Source organism: Campylobacter sp. LMG 7929, assembly GCF_024723595.1.
Classification (GTDB): Bacteria; Campylobacterota; Campylobacteria; order Campylobacterales; family Campylobacteraceae; genus Campylobacter_D.
In genome coordinates this window covers 42,776-57,655 of sequence record NZ_JANQCY010000006.1, presented here as the reverse complement: position 1 = coordinate 57,655, position 14,880 = coordinate 42,776, and the positions used below count along the sequence as shown (strand labels likewise).

Below are 14,880 nucleotides of genomic sequence, written 5' to 3'. Positions count from 1 at the left end.
AATCATTCCTTTATGATGATATGTTCTTCTCTTTTAGAGTCAAACATTTTAATTTGCTCTGCATTTTCTATTTTATAAGGTTTTTGCATAACATCTTGCTGTGTTTTAAGACCCCAAACAGTAAGTCCAGCTAGAATCGATAGCAATAAAACAGTTGCTATTAACATTCCACTAACACCCGAAAGTGAAAATACACATCTATTTGAATTTTCCATTATTCACCCCTTGAAAGAGAAATTGCATATTCGCTAACTGCTTCTTTTTGAAGCTCATTTAATAAACCATTATTAAAATGAGGCATCACACCTATGCTACCTGCTTTACCACGATTTAAAACATCTACTACAAACTCAGCACTACCATATTTTGTAAGATCTGGAGCAACCAATTGTCCATCAATCGTTCCTTTTCCACCTTCACCATGACACACCGTACAAGTTGCAAAAAGTTCTTTTCCTTTTGCTACAAGTTGAGGATTTTCAGTTTTTTTAATTGCTGAAATTTCAGAAGCAACATAGGCAGCAATTGCAGGGATATCAGCCTCATCTATGCCATTATCAGCTGCACTTAACATTTCACCCATAGGATAATTCATACCCTTAGAACCTTTAGTAATTACCTCTATAAGTCCTTCTTCTGAACCCCAAATGTTTAGATTTTGTGCTTTTCCATTAATACCATCACCTGTAATACCATGACAAGAAGAACATTGAACCAAGAAAATATTCTTACCCATTTCTTGTTTATCTTGTGCACTTAAATTTGCAAATTTTTGTGCAAATTTTTCATTATGTGCTTGTACTTCTTTATTATACTCACCAATTTGAGAATAACTATTTAAAGGATATCCCCAAAGAAAATACCATATACACCATACTATAGCTAAGAAAAACACTACAGCCCAACCAAGTGGTATAGGATTTTTAAACTCACCTATACCATCCCAACTATGCTCGCTTAGTTCACCTTGGCTCTTTTCTTCTTTCATACTTTTAAACAATTTTCCTACCACAACAAGCGTAATTAGTATGATAAGAATTGCTCCGATAAAAGATAATAAATTAACATTATCTTGTAAATTCAACCATTGCATTAAGCACTCCTTTTATTTTGCTCTAAAACACGATCGCTGATTTCATCATGCAATGCCAAATCAGCGTATTTTTCATAGTTTCTTCTACCTGTTTTTTCAGATCTATACAAATGAAACCAATAAGAATACAAAACTACCACTAAAAATACTACAAGAGCAAAAAAACCATAAGCTTGTAGCTCTCTTATTAGTTCTAAATCCATAGTTTTTCCTATTTTAAGCTGTTAAGATACGCAATCAAAGCTACAATCTCTCTAATTTCACCCCTAGCAAACGCATCTTTAACATCTTGGTTTTTCATTTGATCTACTATAGTTTGAGCTTCTGCTTTAACTTCTGCTTGAGCCTCTTCCCAAGTACCTAGTTTTGTACCATTTTCAGTATCATAAGGCACATTGAAAACTTTTTTTACAGTTAGTGCTTCTGCATAAGCTGTTTCTATATTTGCATTATTGCTAAACATATGTTTATAAGCTGGCATAATAGAACCAGGGACAACTGAAACTGGATCCCACATGTGATTTTCATGCCAATCTGTTGTTCTAAAATTACCTATACGCAATAAATCAGGTCCTGTTCTTTTTGAGCCCCATAAAAATGGTCTATCATAAGCATATTCGCCACTAACTGAATACATGCCATAACGATCTGTTTCTGATTTAAAAGGACGAATAAGTTGTGAATGACATGCATTACAACTTTCTTTAATATAAGCATGACGTCCTGCAAGTTGTAAAACTGTATAAGGCTTTTTACCTTCAATTGGTCTTGCATTCTGAGCAAAATCAGGTAAAACTTCTACAATACCTGCATATGCAATCACTATAAATACTGCCACAGCAAAAAAGAATGGATTTTTTTCTAACCAACTAAACATATTTTTCCTCCTTATGCTGCCATAGGTGAAGCACTTTTTGGCTCTTTATCAAGCACTCTACCCACTGAAATTGATTTATAAATATTATAAACAAACATGAAAAATCCTGCTAAGTATAACAAGCCACCCACAGCTCTAATCCAATAATAAGGAACAATAGCTTCAACAGTATCAATGAAAGTATAAAGTAAGTTACCATACTCATCAGTAGCTCTCCACATCATACCTTGAGTAATACCTGCTATCCACATAGAACTAAAGTACAATACTATACCTGTAGTTTGAATCCAAAATTGAGCTTCCATTAATGATTTGCTATATAGTTCTCTTTTAAACATTCTAGGCACCATGTGATAAAGTGCAGCCATAGTCATAAAGCCAACCCAACCTAAAGTACCATCATGAACATGTCCTGGAATCCAATCTGTAAAGTGTGCTAATGCATTAACTGATTTAATAGAAAGAATAGGACCTTCTAAAGTTGAGAACATATAGAAAGTTGAAGCTAAAATCATAAATTTAATCAACGGACTTTCTCTTAATTGACTCCACTCACCTTTCATAGTAAGCAAGATATTAATTGCTGAACCCCAAGAAGGTAAAATAAGTACAATTGAAAAAACTGAACCCATAGTTTGCATCCAATCAGGCACAGTAGAATAAATCAAGTGGTGTCCACCTGCCCATAGATAAACAAACATTAAGCCCCAAAACGCAAATAAAGATAACTTATATGAGAAAATTGGCTGACCACTTTCTTTTGGTAAGAAATAATAAATTTGAGCAATAATACCAACAGTAAATACAAATGCAACAGCATTGTGTCCATACCACCATTGGACTAACGCATCATTAGTTCCTGCATACATAGAAACACTATGCCACCAATCGCCCATTCCACTTACAAAATAAGTTGGAACTGCCATATTATTAAATAGATAAAGCATTGCTATACCTAAGAAGGTAGCTATATAATACCAAAGTGAAACGTATAAAGTTTTTTCACGGCGAATTCCAATAAGCCCAAAAATACTTACACCCCATAAAACCCAAACTAAAACTACCAATATATCAAGTGGCCATTCAAGCTCTGCGTATTCTTTTGAAGTACTAATACCTGCAAACAAAGTAATAACAGCTATAATCATAGTGATCATATAAAGCCAAAAATGTAGTTTGCCAACAAACATTAAAAAGCTTGATTCTGCCATACTAACTTTTAGTACACGCTGACCAATATAATACCAAGTAGCCCAAATTCCTGAGAGCATAAAACCAAAAATTACACCTGAAGTGTGCAATGGTCTAAGTCTTGAAAAAGTGCCATATTCACCAGCTAAATAGTTTAAATCCGGATAAGCCATTTGAAAGGCAATAAGCGTTCCAATAGCCATACCAATAACACCAAACAATAAGGTAGCAAACATAAAATATTTAGCAACCGTATAGTCATAGTTTAATGCATTTCCTGGGTGCATTTCCTCTCCTTAAGTTTTTTTCTGCAATATGCAATCACTATATTATATGATAATTATCATCTTTTTTAGCTTAAAATCATAATGATTAATCATCTATTAAGAATTATAAGTAAATAATAAATTTTATCGAGTTAAAGAAAAACCTATATAAGAAAAATACAAGCCATAAAAAAATATTAAAATATAAGAAATCAAACTAGCTGTTTTTTGAAATTTTTCACTCAGTGTTTTAGAAAAATAAGCAAAAAATACCAAAGCAGGCAGTGTTGAAAGTCCAAAAACAAGCATAATTAACGCTGATAAGTATACATTTTGTACACTCATTCCAAAAGCTATATAAAAATACACCAAGCCACAAGGTACAAAACCATTTAAAAAGCCTAAAAAAATAGTACTTTTTAAAGACTTATTTTGAATTAATCTTGAAATGTTTTTTTTAATGACACAGTCAAAAATTAAAGAGCTTTCAAAAAAAGCTAACAATTTTCCTTTAAAAATTAAAGCAAAAGCTAAAACCACCATAAAAATCCCGATAGTAAAAAGCATTATACCTTTTGCAAATTCGCTAAAAGAAAATAAATTTCCAAAAAATCCAAAAAATACGCCCAAACAAACATAGGCAAAAATTCTAGATAAATGATAAGAGAAAATCAAAAGAGAAAAAGGGAGTTTGATCTGCTTTGAAAGCTGAGTATAAGCTAAAATAAAACCTCCGCACATTCCATAACAATGCCCAAAGCTAGAAAGAAAAGCTATACTCGCTAAAGCAATAAAATCTAAATTCACAAAAGCTCTAAAAATTCTTTAAAGATGTATTTGCTCTCATGTGGTCCTGAGGAACTTTCTGGGTGATGTTGCACTGAAATGATAGGATAATTTTTGTATTTTACACCCTCTACATTATCACCAAATAAATTTCTATGAGTAATTGTTGCAACCTCTGCTATTTCTTCAGGAACATTATAGTTGTGATTTTGCGCTGTAATTTCTACTGTATTATTTATAAGATTAATTACTGGATGATTTGCTCCATGTTGACCAAATTTCATCTTATAAGTTTCATAACCAAATGCATTACTTAAAAGTTGGTGCCCTAAACAAATACCTAGCATAGGAATTTTTGCTTCTGCTAATTTTTTAATCTCTGCAATTTCATCTTTTAAAATTTTTGGCTCACCTGGTCCATTGGATAAAAATACCCCATGAATTGCACCTTTTTGGTATAAATCAATCAAATCTTTTGCCTTGGTATTATAAGGAAAAACCTCTACTTCAAGTCCTACACTCACAAGTTCATTTAAAATATTTTCTTTTACACCATAATCAATCACAGCTACTTTTTTACCATTTGCTTTTACATTCTCATAAGTTTTGTTGCTATGATTCCAAGCACCTTTACTATGCTTATAAGAGCTTTTAGTACTAACTTGTGCTACATAATTTACCTCATCGATTTTAGCACTAGAAAGAAGCATTTTCTTAAGCTCTTCTTTGTCTTTAATTTCAGTAGATATTATAGCTCTTAAATTTCCTTGATCTCTAATCATTTTAACCAAAAATCTTGTATCAATTTCGCAAAGTCCTATTTTGCCATGGTTTTTCAAATAAGCACTCAAAGAATCATTGGCTCTAAAATTAGAATAATCTTCATTTAATTCCCTTATAATCATACCGCTAGCAAAAACTTCTTTGCTTTCATTATCTTCATCATTAACGCCAACTATACCAATTTCTGGCATTGAAAAAACCACAAATTGACCCGCATATGAAGGATCAGAAATAATCTCTTGATAGCCCGTTAAAGAAGTATTAAAAACAAGCTCACCAAAAAAAGTTCCACTTTCTCCAAAAGCCTTTGCACTTAAAAAAACATCATTTTCTATATAAATATATGCTTTCATAAAAGTCCCTTTTTTCTAAGCTCTTCTTGGTAAAGCTTTTCAAACACCAATTCATATTCTTCAGAACCTGGGATAAGCTTTCTTTTATAATTTGAAATTTTTTCATAAACCAAATCTTCTAAATTTTCATACTCTTTTAAATAAGACATAATACTTGAGAAAATGAGATTTTTCACACGATTTTCTGATACATTATAGTTTATCAAATCCTCTTCTACTAAATTTTCTAAAATTTTATGAGAAAGGTTATTGTATCTATCTTCACTATCAAGCATAAATTTAAACTCATTTGCTAATTTTTTCTTAATCATCCAAAACATACTTTTTCTATCTATTTGCATAAACTCGATTTCATCTTCCTGGCTTTCTAAAAGCTCTTTTGCTTTTTCATCAAGCTTACGCTCGTTTAAAACATCTATTTCTATAATCTCTTTTGCTATTTTTAAAAGTTTTTGACTATCATCTTTAATTTTAACAAAAGAAGAATGCATTAAATCAAGTATTATTTTATTTGCTATATAAGGTATGTGAGCTGGTTTGATACGCATTTATTCACCTTTTTATTTTTATTGAAATAATACTAAAAAAAAGGTAAAAACTGCTTAAAACTTACTGCGAACTTGCATTTTGATCTAAATTTTTTAAAAGTAATGTTAAATCTGAAGCTTTCTTAGGTTCCATTTTTGCCATAATGGATGAAATTTTTCTAGGATCAAGCGAAAGTAGAATTTTTGAAGCTTCATCAGGTTCCATTTCACTTAATATACCTGCAACAGCCACATCTTTCATTTTTGCATAGATTTCTGTAATACGCCCCATAGTTTTATCATTAATCGCTTGGAGATTTTCTCTAGTTGCTTTCAATATACGTTCATTTTGTTCTTTTAAGCTTTTGATTTGTTCTAAACTTGCATTAATATCAGCTTCTTTTTGTACCAAAGCTTGCATTTTTTCTTTTTGTAAAGCTTCAAAAGAAGCTCTATAAGCCTCTAAACTTTGTCTTGCCTCGTCATATTCTCTAATTTGTTCTTGCATTTGTTCTTTTCTTGCTTCAAAATATTGCTCACAATTTTGTTGCGCATTTACAAAATTTAAAAAAATTAATAAAAATATTATTTTTTTCATTATTTATCCTTAATAAAATGCCTTGTTATAGCAAGTTCATCTATAAATTTTTCTTCTTCTTTTTGTAAGGCTTTTTGAATCTTTTTTAATTCTTCATTTTCTAAAACTTTGATTTTTTCAAATTCCAAATGAGCTTTTTTATATAAATGCTGATGATGCGCTAATTCTTTTTTGGTTAAATCCAATTTTTGTTTAACCCTTTGCTTGCCTTCTCTTGCAATTTCTTGTAATTTTAAAGACGATCTTAACAAAGCTATCGAGCCCTTATCGGCTAAAGTTAAACTTTCGCAAGTTTTTGAGGCTTCTTTAAGCTCTTCTTCACACTGCAAAAGCTTTTGTCTTGTTTTGGTTAAATTTGCTTCTGCTTTATCAAGCTGTTGTTTTCTAAGCTTAATCACAGAAGAATATTTGCTTTTCATAAAATGATAGTATCTTCTCTTTCAGGGCTTGTAGAGATATAACCTACTTTAACACCACTTAATTCTTCCAAACGCTTAATGTATTTTTTAGCATTTTCAGGTAACAAATCATAATCCCTAATCCCTGCAACTTTATCCCAACCTTCCATTACTTCATAAATAGGTTTAGCATTTTCTAAATCACAAGGCACATAGTCTATTTCTTGCCCCTTATACTCATAAGCTTTACAAATTTTAACACTTTCAAAACCATCTAACACATCAAGTTTCATCAATGATAAAGTATCTAAGCCATTTAATCTTGCAGTATATCTTACCGCAACCGCATCAAACCAACCACATCTTCTTTTTCTACCTGTACTTACACCGATTTCTTTACCAATAAGTCCTATTTTTTCACCATCTTCACCTAAATCTTCACTTGGAAAAGCTCCATTTCCCACTCTTGTTGTATAAGCTTTTACTATACCTATAACTTTTCCAATTTCTTTTGGATTTAAACCCAAACCACTTAAAGCCCCAGCTGAAATAGTTGTTGAACTAGTAACATAAGGATAAGTTCCATGATCAATATCAAGCATTGACCCTTGTGCACCTTCTAACAATACTTTTTTATCCTCATCCAAAGCTTTCCAAAGCATTCTTGTGGTATCTGTAATATATGGCGCTAGCACTTCTTTAAAGCGTTTTAAATCTTTTAAAATTTCATCATAACTAGGCATTGCAATGCCTAAAACATCAAAATAAGTTTTTTTAAGTTCAAAATCTTTCATTAAATTTTCACAAAGTTTTTCAGGCTCTAGCAATTCCCCTACTCTATGTCCATTGCGACTTATTTTATCTTCATAGCTTGGCCCTATGCCTTTGCCTGTTGTTCCTATAGCTTTATCGCCTTTAAGTCTTTCTCTTGCTTGATCAATCAAAGCATGATGATTTAAATTTAAATGAGCTCTATCACTTATAAATAATCTTCCTTCTAAATTTTCAAATTGAGCCATTTCGCTAATTAATACATCAGGATTAACTACAACTCCATTTCCTATAACATTAACACATTGCTTATTCAAAACACCTGATGGCATTAAATGTAAAGCATATCTTATACCATCAACCCATATAGTGTGACCTGCATTATGTCCGCCTGCACTCCTGCAAACATAATCATAATTTTCACATAGTTTATCAACTATCTTACCTTTACCCTCATCACCCCATTGGATACCAACGACAATATCTGCTTTACTCATGAAAACTCCATTTTGACTTAAATTTGGCGAGAAGGTGAGAGAATCGAACTCCCCAAAAAGTAGTCAACTACCCTTTCATCTGATTTGAAGTCAGTGGCCATCACCAGATAAGCTAACCTTCCAAAAAGATATTATATCTTAATATTTTTAATTAAAACAAAAACCAAATACGTAAAATTGAAACTATTTTTAATAATATTTTATTTTGTATAAATTTATTAGCTATAATGCTAACTTTATTAGTGTCAAGTTTTGACAATCACAATTTTTGGATACAACAATGCATTCTTTCAAACAATCTTTTTTTATAAATTTTTGGGATAATTCCAAAGGCATGATTATGCTTGGAATTTTAAGTGCTATTTATTTTGGAATTTTTGGTAGCGTTTGGGCAGTCACTGGCGAAATGACGCGCTGGGGTGGAGAGTTTTTAGAATTTTTTGGTATGGACCTAAGCTCTTATTCTTATTATCAAAAGCAAAATTTAAGTGGCAGCCCCTTAACAAGAATTGATGGTATTATGCTTATAGGTATGTTTATAGGGTGTTTAAGCGCTGCATTTTTAGCAAATAAATTCAAATGGCGCTTACCTGCTAGCAAAATTCGAATTTTTCAAGCTATTATAGGTGGAATTTTATCTGGTTTTGGTGCAAGACTTGCCTTTGGTTGCAACTTGGCAAATTTTTTTACAGGTTTACCTTATTTTTCTTTACATACTTGGGTTTTTACCTTATTTATGATTTTAGGGATTTATTTAGCTGTTAAAGTTTGCAATCTATCACCTTTTAAACCAAAAGCTAAATTACAACGTGTATGTAAAGAAAACCAACCGTTAAAAACACAAAATAAAACTGCAAAGATATATTTTTATATAGGACTTGGTGTATTTATAATTTTTATAACTTATGTTGTATTTATACTACAAAAACAGCCTTTAAATATTAAAAACAAAGAAAGTATTCTTCCTTTAGCGTTAATATTTGGCTTTGTTTTTGGTTTTATCATATCTAGAGCTCAGATTTGCTTTACTTCTTGCTTTAGAGATTTATTTTTATTTGGTAGGGATAATGCCATAAAGGGTGCTTTAATAGGTATGATTATAGCTTGTTTAATAGCTTTTGCATTTATCTTACAAGGGCACACTAACAAAATAATAGAAATATCACCAAATATTGCTTTAGGTGCTTTTTTATTTGGCTTTGGGATAGTTTTTGCCGGAGGATGCGAGTGTGGCTGGATGTATCGAGCTTGTGAAGGACAAAGTCATTTTATTATAGTGGGTATTGCAAATATTATTGGCACTATGATATTAGCTTTAAGCTACGATTATTTTCCAAATTTCTTAACAGGTGGAGTAAAGATTCATCTTTTAAATGAATTTGGTTATTTTAATGGCTTAGTAATCAATTTAACTTTATTTGCAATTTTATTTTTATTTATATTAAAGTTTAAAAAATCATTCTTTTTCAAACAAAATAAAAAAGGGAAAATATGATTATTCATTATAGTTTAAATTTAGAAGGTGAGGCTTGTCCATACCCTGCTATAGCTACTATTGAAGCCTTAAAAGAACTAAAATCAGGTGAAGTCTTAGAAATTTTATGTGATTGCCCGCAAAGTATCAATTCTATACCTCAAGATGCTAAAAATCGTGGTTTTGAAATTCTAGAAATAAATCAAGATGGTCCAACGCTTAGATTTTTAATTCAAAAGCCTTAAAGGCTTTTGAATATATATTAAAGATGTTTTAACATTGTTTCATAAGCTGCTTTAGTTCCTGGGCGCACTTTTGTAACCAAGCTCACTAAAACAATCACAATAGATGCAGCTAAAAATCCTGGAATGATTTCATAAATAGGAAAATTAAGCCACTCAGCCAAGAAATTTTTATATGCTACAACTACAACTGCGCCCGTAATCATACCTGCAATAGCAGCATATCTAGTCATTTTTGACCAAAATAATGAAAAGAGCATTACAGAACCAAAACTTGCTCCAAACCCTGCCCAAGCATAAGCTACTATGCTTAATACGCTTGAGTTTTTATCAGTAGAAATAACAAAAGCTATCACAGCCACTGCTAAAACACCAAATCTACCTAAAGTCATTACCATTTTATTAGACGCTTCTTTATTGAAAATTCTTTTATAAAAATCTTCTGCTATAGTCGAACTTGAAACAAGCAATTGTGAACTTGCTGTACTCATAATAGCTGCTAAAATAGCGCTTAATAAAATACCTGCTATCCAAGGATTAAAAAGTAATTGTGACATTACGATAAAAATCTTTTCAGGATCTTGTAAACTAAGTTCAAATTTACTCACATAAGCTATACCTAAAACACCTATCAAACAAGCACCAATTAAAGATATAACCATCCAAGAAATTCCTACAAAAGTAGCAGTTGGGATGTCTTTAGTTGAGCGTATAGACATAAAACGCACCAAAATATGCGGCTGACCAAAATATCCAAGCCCCCAAGAAAGCGCTGAAACTATGCCTAAAAAGCTTAATCCTTCTCCCATAGAAAAAGTATTTGGCTTAATTTCTTTGACTATATTAACAGCTTCACTAAAGCCACCCAAATGATAAATCATCACTATAGGCACGATAATTAAAGCACTCATCATTAATAAACCCTGAATCAAATCCGTCCAACAAACTGCCTTATATCCACCCAAAAATGTATAAGCAACTATAATAACAGTTCCTGTAGTTAAAGCATAATCATATTGAATTCCAAAAGTTGCTTCAAAAAGCTTTGCTCCACCTACAAGTCCTGAAGAAACATAAAAAGTAAAGAAAATCAAGATAACAATAGCACAAACCACTCTTAATATATGCTTATCATCATCAAACCTTGTCTCAAAATAATCAGGTATGGTAATAGAATTTGCAATCACACTAGTATAAATTCTAAGTCTTTTTGCTATAAAAGCCCAGTTTAAAAACGCTCCTATACTAAGACCTATTGCAATATAACTTTCAGCTAAACCACTTACATATAAAGCTCCTGGCAAACCCATTAAAAGCCATCCACTCATATCAGAAGCTCCAGCACTAAGTGCTGAAACTACCGGCCCCATAGAACGACCACCTAAAAAATAGTCCTCTGAATTTTTATTTTGTTTATAAAAATAAAATCCGATAAAAAGCATTAATGCTGAATAAGCGACAAACATTATCGCAATTTGAGTATTAATTTGAACAACCTCCATTTTATCTCCTTTTTGTATTATTTTAAAGCACGAATGCCTAGATTTCCATAACGATGGAAAGATATACTTAAAGCTTTTTCATTGTGATATAAAAGCAACTCAAAACGTCCATTCATTAAAGGCTTAGCATTAGCGATGATTTTTGCGCAACTTGCTGCCTTTATGAAAATTTCATCATTAACATCTAATGGAGCAAAATAACGAATTCTTTCATAATCAGCTATTTTGCTAATGAAATTTTCTTTACTTTCTTTAAGGAATAAAGTTTTTGAACTAATTTTTTGATTAATCTTTTGCACAAGATCTATTTTTTCATGTTCATCATAACTTAAAATAAGATCAATATTTAGCACACTAGCTGCTAAAATAACTCCTAAAATATCCTTTAAGCTATCATCTTTATGTACTCTATAGGCTATATTTTTAACTTTTGTATAAGAGAAAAGATTATCCTCACCTCTTATATTGACATAATCTTTCGCACTTGCAAATTCATGTTTTGCATGATAAGCATAGCTTCTTGCCATAGCTTTAATGACTTCAAAATCAGCTTTATCTTTTTCATTTAAATCCAAGCTTAAAGCGTTTAAATTTGATACTAATTCATTGTCTAAAACATTTTGATCAGCTTGTCTTTGCTCTATATCTAAAAATTGGGTAATGTAATTATAAATTCCAACTTTTCTACCAAAACCAATGGCTGATTTTTTAATACCACCAAAAGGTTGTCTTAGAACTATAGCTCCTGTTGTTGGTTTATTAATATAAATATTTCCTGCCTCTATGTGAGTATGAAAATACTCCCATTCTCTCTCATCTAAACTTTCAAATCCTGCTGTAAGTCCATAACCTGTAGAATTTACTATATCAATAGCTTCTTTTAAATCTTTTGCTTTCATTACAGTTAAAATTGGTGCAAAAAGCTCATTCATGTGTGTAAAATCACCTTTTTTAGTACCATACTTAATCCCTGGAGTTAAAAGATAAGGATTATCATCTATAAATTTAGGTTTTAAAGCCCAACTTTCATACGGAGCTAATTCATCTAAAGCTTTTTGTAATTTCACATCTGGTTTATCTGCTAAAGCTCCAAGTTTATTTTTAAACGCAAATGGATTTCCAACCGCCATAGAACTAGCAGCATCTACCAAAGTCTTTTTGAACTCTTCATCATTATAAACTTCTTCTTCTAAAACTAGTAAAGAAGTAGCAGAGCATTTTTGACCTGAATTTGAAAAAGCTGAATGAATGATATTTTTAATCGCACTATCACGATCGGCAAATTTAGAAACAATAGTTGCATTTTTACCGCCTGTTTCGGCACTTAAAAGCAAGGTTGGATTAGCTTTGAGCATTGCATAAGCAGTTTCTTCTCCACCGGTTAATACTGAAAATTTCACACTTTGATCAACAAGTAAGTATTTTGATATATCACTACCTTTAGCAGGTAAGAAAATCAAAGCATCCTTAGGAATTCCTGCATCCCAAAAGCATTTACAAAGCATATAACCTGTTAACATCGATAAAGATGATGGTTTATATATCACTTTATTTCCTGCGGCCAAAGGTGCTGCTATGGTTCCTACTGAAATACCTACTGGGAAATTCCATGGTGCAATCACCACGCCTATGCCTTTTGCTTTAAAAGTAGTATTTGGATTTTGCTCTTTTAGTTTTTCCAAAGAATGTGGGTAAAATTCTAAAAAGTCTATAGCCTCACTAACTTCAGGATCAATTTCTAAGAAAGTTTTTCCTACTTCTAAGGCTGCTATACCTATTAAATCTCCTCTACGCTCTCTAACAAGTTGAGCAGTTTTTGCTAAAATTTTATAAATTTCATCATGACTTAAATCACTAAAATTTGAGCTCTTAGCTACATCTAAAGCGTGTTCAATCTCTGCTTGGCCTGCTAAGTGTGCTTTACCTATAGTGCGATTTTTGATTTTATCTTTAACTTCTACTACTTGTAAATTTTCGTTTTTAATTTCTTCTTTTGCAACCGGATAGACATCATAATTTTCTAAATTTTCATACTTAGCTCTTATACCCTTAGCCCATTCTCTATTTGCTTTTAAGATAAAGTCTGTGTCAGGTTCGTTTTTAAATTCTTTACTCTCATAAGAACTAATAGCCTTTGTTTCATTATTTCTATCTTGAGTTCTATGAGTAGAATTATCCAAACTAGCAACACCTTCTAAGGATTTTATAAATAATTCTTTTTGTATTTGCCAATTTTTATCATTAATTTTAAGATTGAAAAAATATCTCATGAAATTATCTTCACTAGTATTTTCATCAAGTCTTCTTACTAAGTATGCAATAGCATTGTTAAAATGTGCTTCATCACAAACTGGTGCATAAAGTATAAGATCATGCATTTTAGAAAGCTCATAAGAGCATTGTAAACTCATACCCTCAAGCATTTCAAAAGTAAAAGATGATAAAGCTCCAGCTTGTGAAATTCTAGTATAAGCATAAGCAATTTCAAATAAATTATGACTTGCAATACCTATATTAATATATTTATGATTATCTCCCTCTAAGACAAAATCAAGCATTTTTTTATAGTTACTATCAGTGTCAATTTTTTTATAAAAAGTAGGTAGAGCCCAACCTCTTTGTGAGGCTATAGTTTCTTCACTTTCCATATTCGCTCCTTTAACAAAGCGAATTTTTATAGGCTTCATACCTTTTAAAACTCTTTCTTTAGAAAAAGCAAAAAGTTTTTTCAAATACTCATAAGAATCAGGCAAATAAGCTTGCAAAACAATACCTGCTTTAATATCGTATTTTGCAACACTTTCCATAAAAGCTTCAACGGTTAATTCTAAATCTCTAAATTCTTCCATGTCAAGATTGATAAATTTAGACACACCTTGCTTTTTTTCTTCCTCTAAAGCAAGAGCATATAATTTATCCAATCTTTTTACCACCTCATCTTTAGAGTATTCAAAATCAATGATATTGATTTGGGAAAAAATGGTAGTAATTTTAATAGAAATATAAGTAATATAGCTTGTTTTTAATGCTTCTTCGTATTTTTTCATCCTATAAGCACTCTCAGCTTCACCCAAAACCTCTTCACCAATTAAATTTACATTTAAAGTGATTTTATCTTCATCTTTTCTTTTACGCATATGAGGCTCTAAAACACTAGGATTTGCATCTAAAACCATAGCTTTAGTATCTTCTCTTAAATGCTTAATGAAAAATGGCACACTAAGAGTTGGTGCAAATTTTCCAAAATTTAAAAATGAAAAAAGTAAAAATTTTTCAAAAGCACTAAAAAAATCAGCTATACCATATTTGTTTAAAGTATGTTCTATAAGCTCAAAACTCGCACTTTTATCTTTACATCTAAAAGAGCGATCTAAAAGCTCAATTAGCATTACTTTATTTTTAGGATTGTTTAAAAGTTTTTGCATTTTGGCATGAAATTCTTTTTCGCTTTGAGAGATATTACTTTCTATCTTTCTTTGTAATTCTTCAGCTAATTGCAAAGCTTTTTGTATCATTTTTTCC

The 14,880-nt window shown here is 31.2% G+C and carries 15 protein-coding genes and 1 tRNA gene; 2 read left to right on the top strand and 14 right to left on the bottom strand.

What is annotated here, in order from left to right:
• Positions 1-2: 2 nt before the first annotated feature.
• The 12 genes from CAMP5118_RS04120 to CAMP5118_RS04065 all read right to left on the bottom strand — a co-directional run bounded on the left by CAMP5118_RS04120 (position 3) and on the right by CAMP5118_RS04065 (position 8,262).
• On the bottom strand, positions 3-215 hold the full coding sequence (locus CAMP5118_RS04120) for a DUF4006 family protein (RefSeq protein WP_039617641.1): 213 nt from the start codon (positions 213-215) through the stop codon (positions 3-5).
• Complete coding sequence (ccoP, locus tag CAMP5118_RS04115; protein ID WP_263678556.1) at positions 215-1,093, bottom strand: cytochrome-c oxidase, cbb3-type subunit III; 879 nt, start codon at positions 1,091-1,093, stop codon at positions 215-217. Before ccoP ends, CAMP5118_RS04120 begins: the two co-directional genes overlap by 1 nt.
• Positions 1,093-1,296 carry a cytochrome c oxidase, cbb3-type, CcoQ subunit gene (locus tag CAMP5118_RS04110; protein ID WP_039617636.1) on the bottom strand — a complete coding sequence of 68 codons (204 nt, stop codon included), beginning with the start codon at positions 1,294-1,296 and terminating at the stop codon, positions 1,093-1,095. The genes ccoP and CAMP5118_RS04110 overlap by 1 nt, the downstream gene beginning before the upstream one ends.
• A gap of 8 nt (positions 1,297-1,304) precedes the next feature.
• Complete coding sequence (ccoO, locus tag CAMP5118_RS04105) at positions 1,305-1,970, bottom strand: cytochrome-c oxidase, cbb3-type subunit II (protein ID WP_337216677.1); 666 nt, start codon at positions 1,968-1,970, stop codon at positions 1,305-1,307.
• 11 nt (positions 1,971-1,981) lie between these two features.
• Positions 1,982-3,448, bottom strand: coding sequence for a cytochrome-c oxidase, cbb3-type subunit I (gene ccoN / locus CAMP5118_RS04100; RefSeq protein ID WP_337216676.1), 1,467 nt, complete (start codon positions 3,446-3,448; stop codon positions 1,982-1,984).
• Between the two features lie 123 nt (positions 3,449-3,571).
• Positions 3,572-4,234 carry a sulfite exporter TauE/SafE family protein gene (locus tag CAMP5118_RS04095; RefSeq protein WP_263663809.1) on the bottom strand — a complete coding sequence of 221 codons (663 nt, stop codon included), beginning with the start codon at positions 4,232-4,234 and terminating at the stop codon, positions 3,572-3,574.
• A complete protein-coding gene (gene carA / locus CAMP5118_RS04090) occupies positions 4,231-5,349 on the bottom strand; it encodes a glutamine-hydrolyzing carbamoyl-phosphate synthase small subunit (RefSeq protein WP_263702508.1) in 1,119 nt (372 codons plus the stop codon). Before carA ends, CAMP5118_RS04095 begins: the two co-directional genes overlap by 4 nt.
• Positions 5,346-5,897, bottom strand: a complete 552-nt coding sequence (locus CAMP5118_RS04085) for a DUF507 family protein (RefSeq protein WP_039617626.1) — start codon at positions 5,895-5,897, stop codon at positions 5,346-5,348. The genes carA and CAMP5118_RS04085 overlap by 4 nt, the downstream gene beginning before the upstream one ends.
• 61 nt (positions 5,898-5,958) lie before the next feature.
• A complete protein-coding gene (locus CAMP5118_RS04080) occupies positions 5,959-6,474 on the bottom strand; it encodes a MotE family protein (RefSeq protein ID WP_412174992.1) in 516 nt (171 codons plus the stop codon).
• The gene (locus tag CAMP5118_RS04075) at positions 6,474-6,893 is read right to left on the bottom strand and encodes a flagellar FliJ family protein (protein ID WP_337216675.1); all 420 of its coding nucleotides are present in this window, start codon (positions 6,891-6,893) and stop codon (positions 6,474-6,476) included. The genes CAMP5118_RS04080 and CAMP5118_RS04075 overlap by 1 nt, the downstream gene beginning before the upstream one ends.
• Complete coding sequence (locus CAMP5118_RS04070; protein ID WP_263702511.1) at positions 6,890-8,140, bottom strand: adenylosuccinate synthase; 1,251 nt, start codon at positions 8,138-8,140, stop codon at positions 6,890-6,892. The genes CAMP5118_RS04075 and CAMP5118_RS04070 overlap by 4 nt, the downstream gene beginning before the upstream one ends.
• Before the next feature lie 24 nt (positions 8,141-8,164).
• A tRNA-Sec gene (locus CAMP5118_RS04065) sits at positions 8,165-8,262 on the bottom strand.
• Between the two features lie 158 nt (positions 8,263-8,420).
• Here CAMP5118_RS04065 and yedE point away from each other — a divergent pair.
• Positions 8,421-9,635: a selenium metabolism membrane protein YedE/FdhT gene (gene yedE / locus CAMP5118_RS04060; RefSeq protein ID WP_263682726.1), complete on the top strand. Its 1,215-nt coding sequence runs from the start codon at positions 8,421-8,423 to the stop codon at positions 9,633-9,635.
• Positions 9,632-9,859, top strand: coding sequence for a sulfurtransferase-like selenium metabolism protein YedF (gene yedF, locus CAMP5118_RS04055; protein ID WP_263682724.1), 228 nt, complete (start codon positions 9,632-9,634; stop codon positions 9,857-9,859). Before yedE ends, yedF begins: the two co-directional genes overlap by 4 nt.
• A 17-nt stretch (positions 9,860-9,876) precedes the next feature.
• Here the strand turns inward: yedF and putP are convergent, their stop codons facing one another.
• A complete protein-coding gene (gene putP / locus CAMP5118_RS04050; RefSeq protein WP_263678549.1) occupies positions 9,877-11,358 on the bottom strand; it encodes a sodium/proline symporter PutP in 1,482 nt (493 codons plus the stop codon).
• Positions 11,359-11,375: 17 nt separating this feature from the next.
• Positions 11,376-14,873: a bifunctional proline dehydrogenase/L-glutamate gamma-semialdehyde dehydrogenase gene (locus tag CAMP5118_RS04045; RefSeq protein ID WP_337216674.1), complete on the bottom strand. Its 3,498-nt coding sequence runs from the start codon at positions 14,871-14,873 to the stop codon at positions 11,376-11,378.
• Positions 14,874-14,880 lie beyond the last annotated feature (7 nt).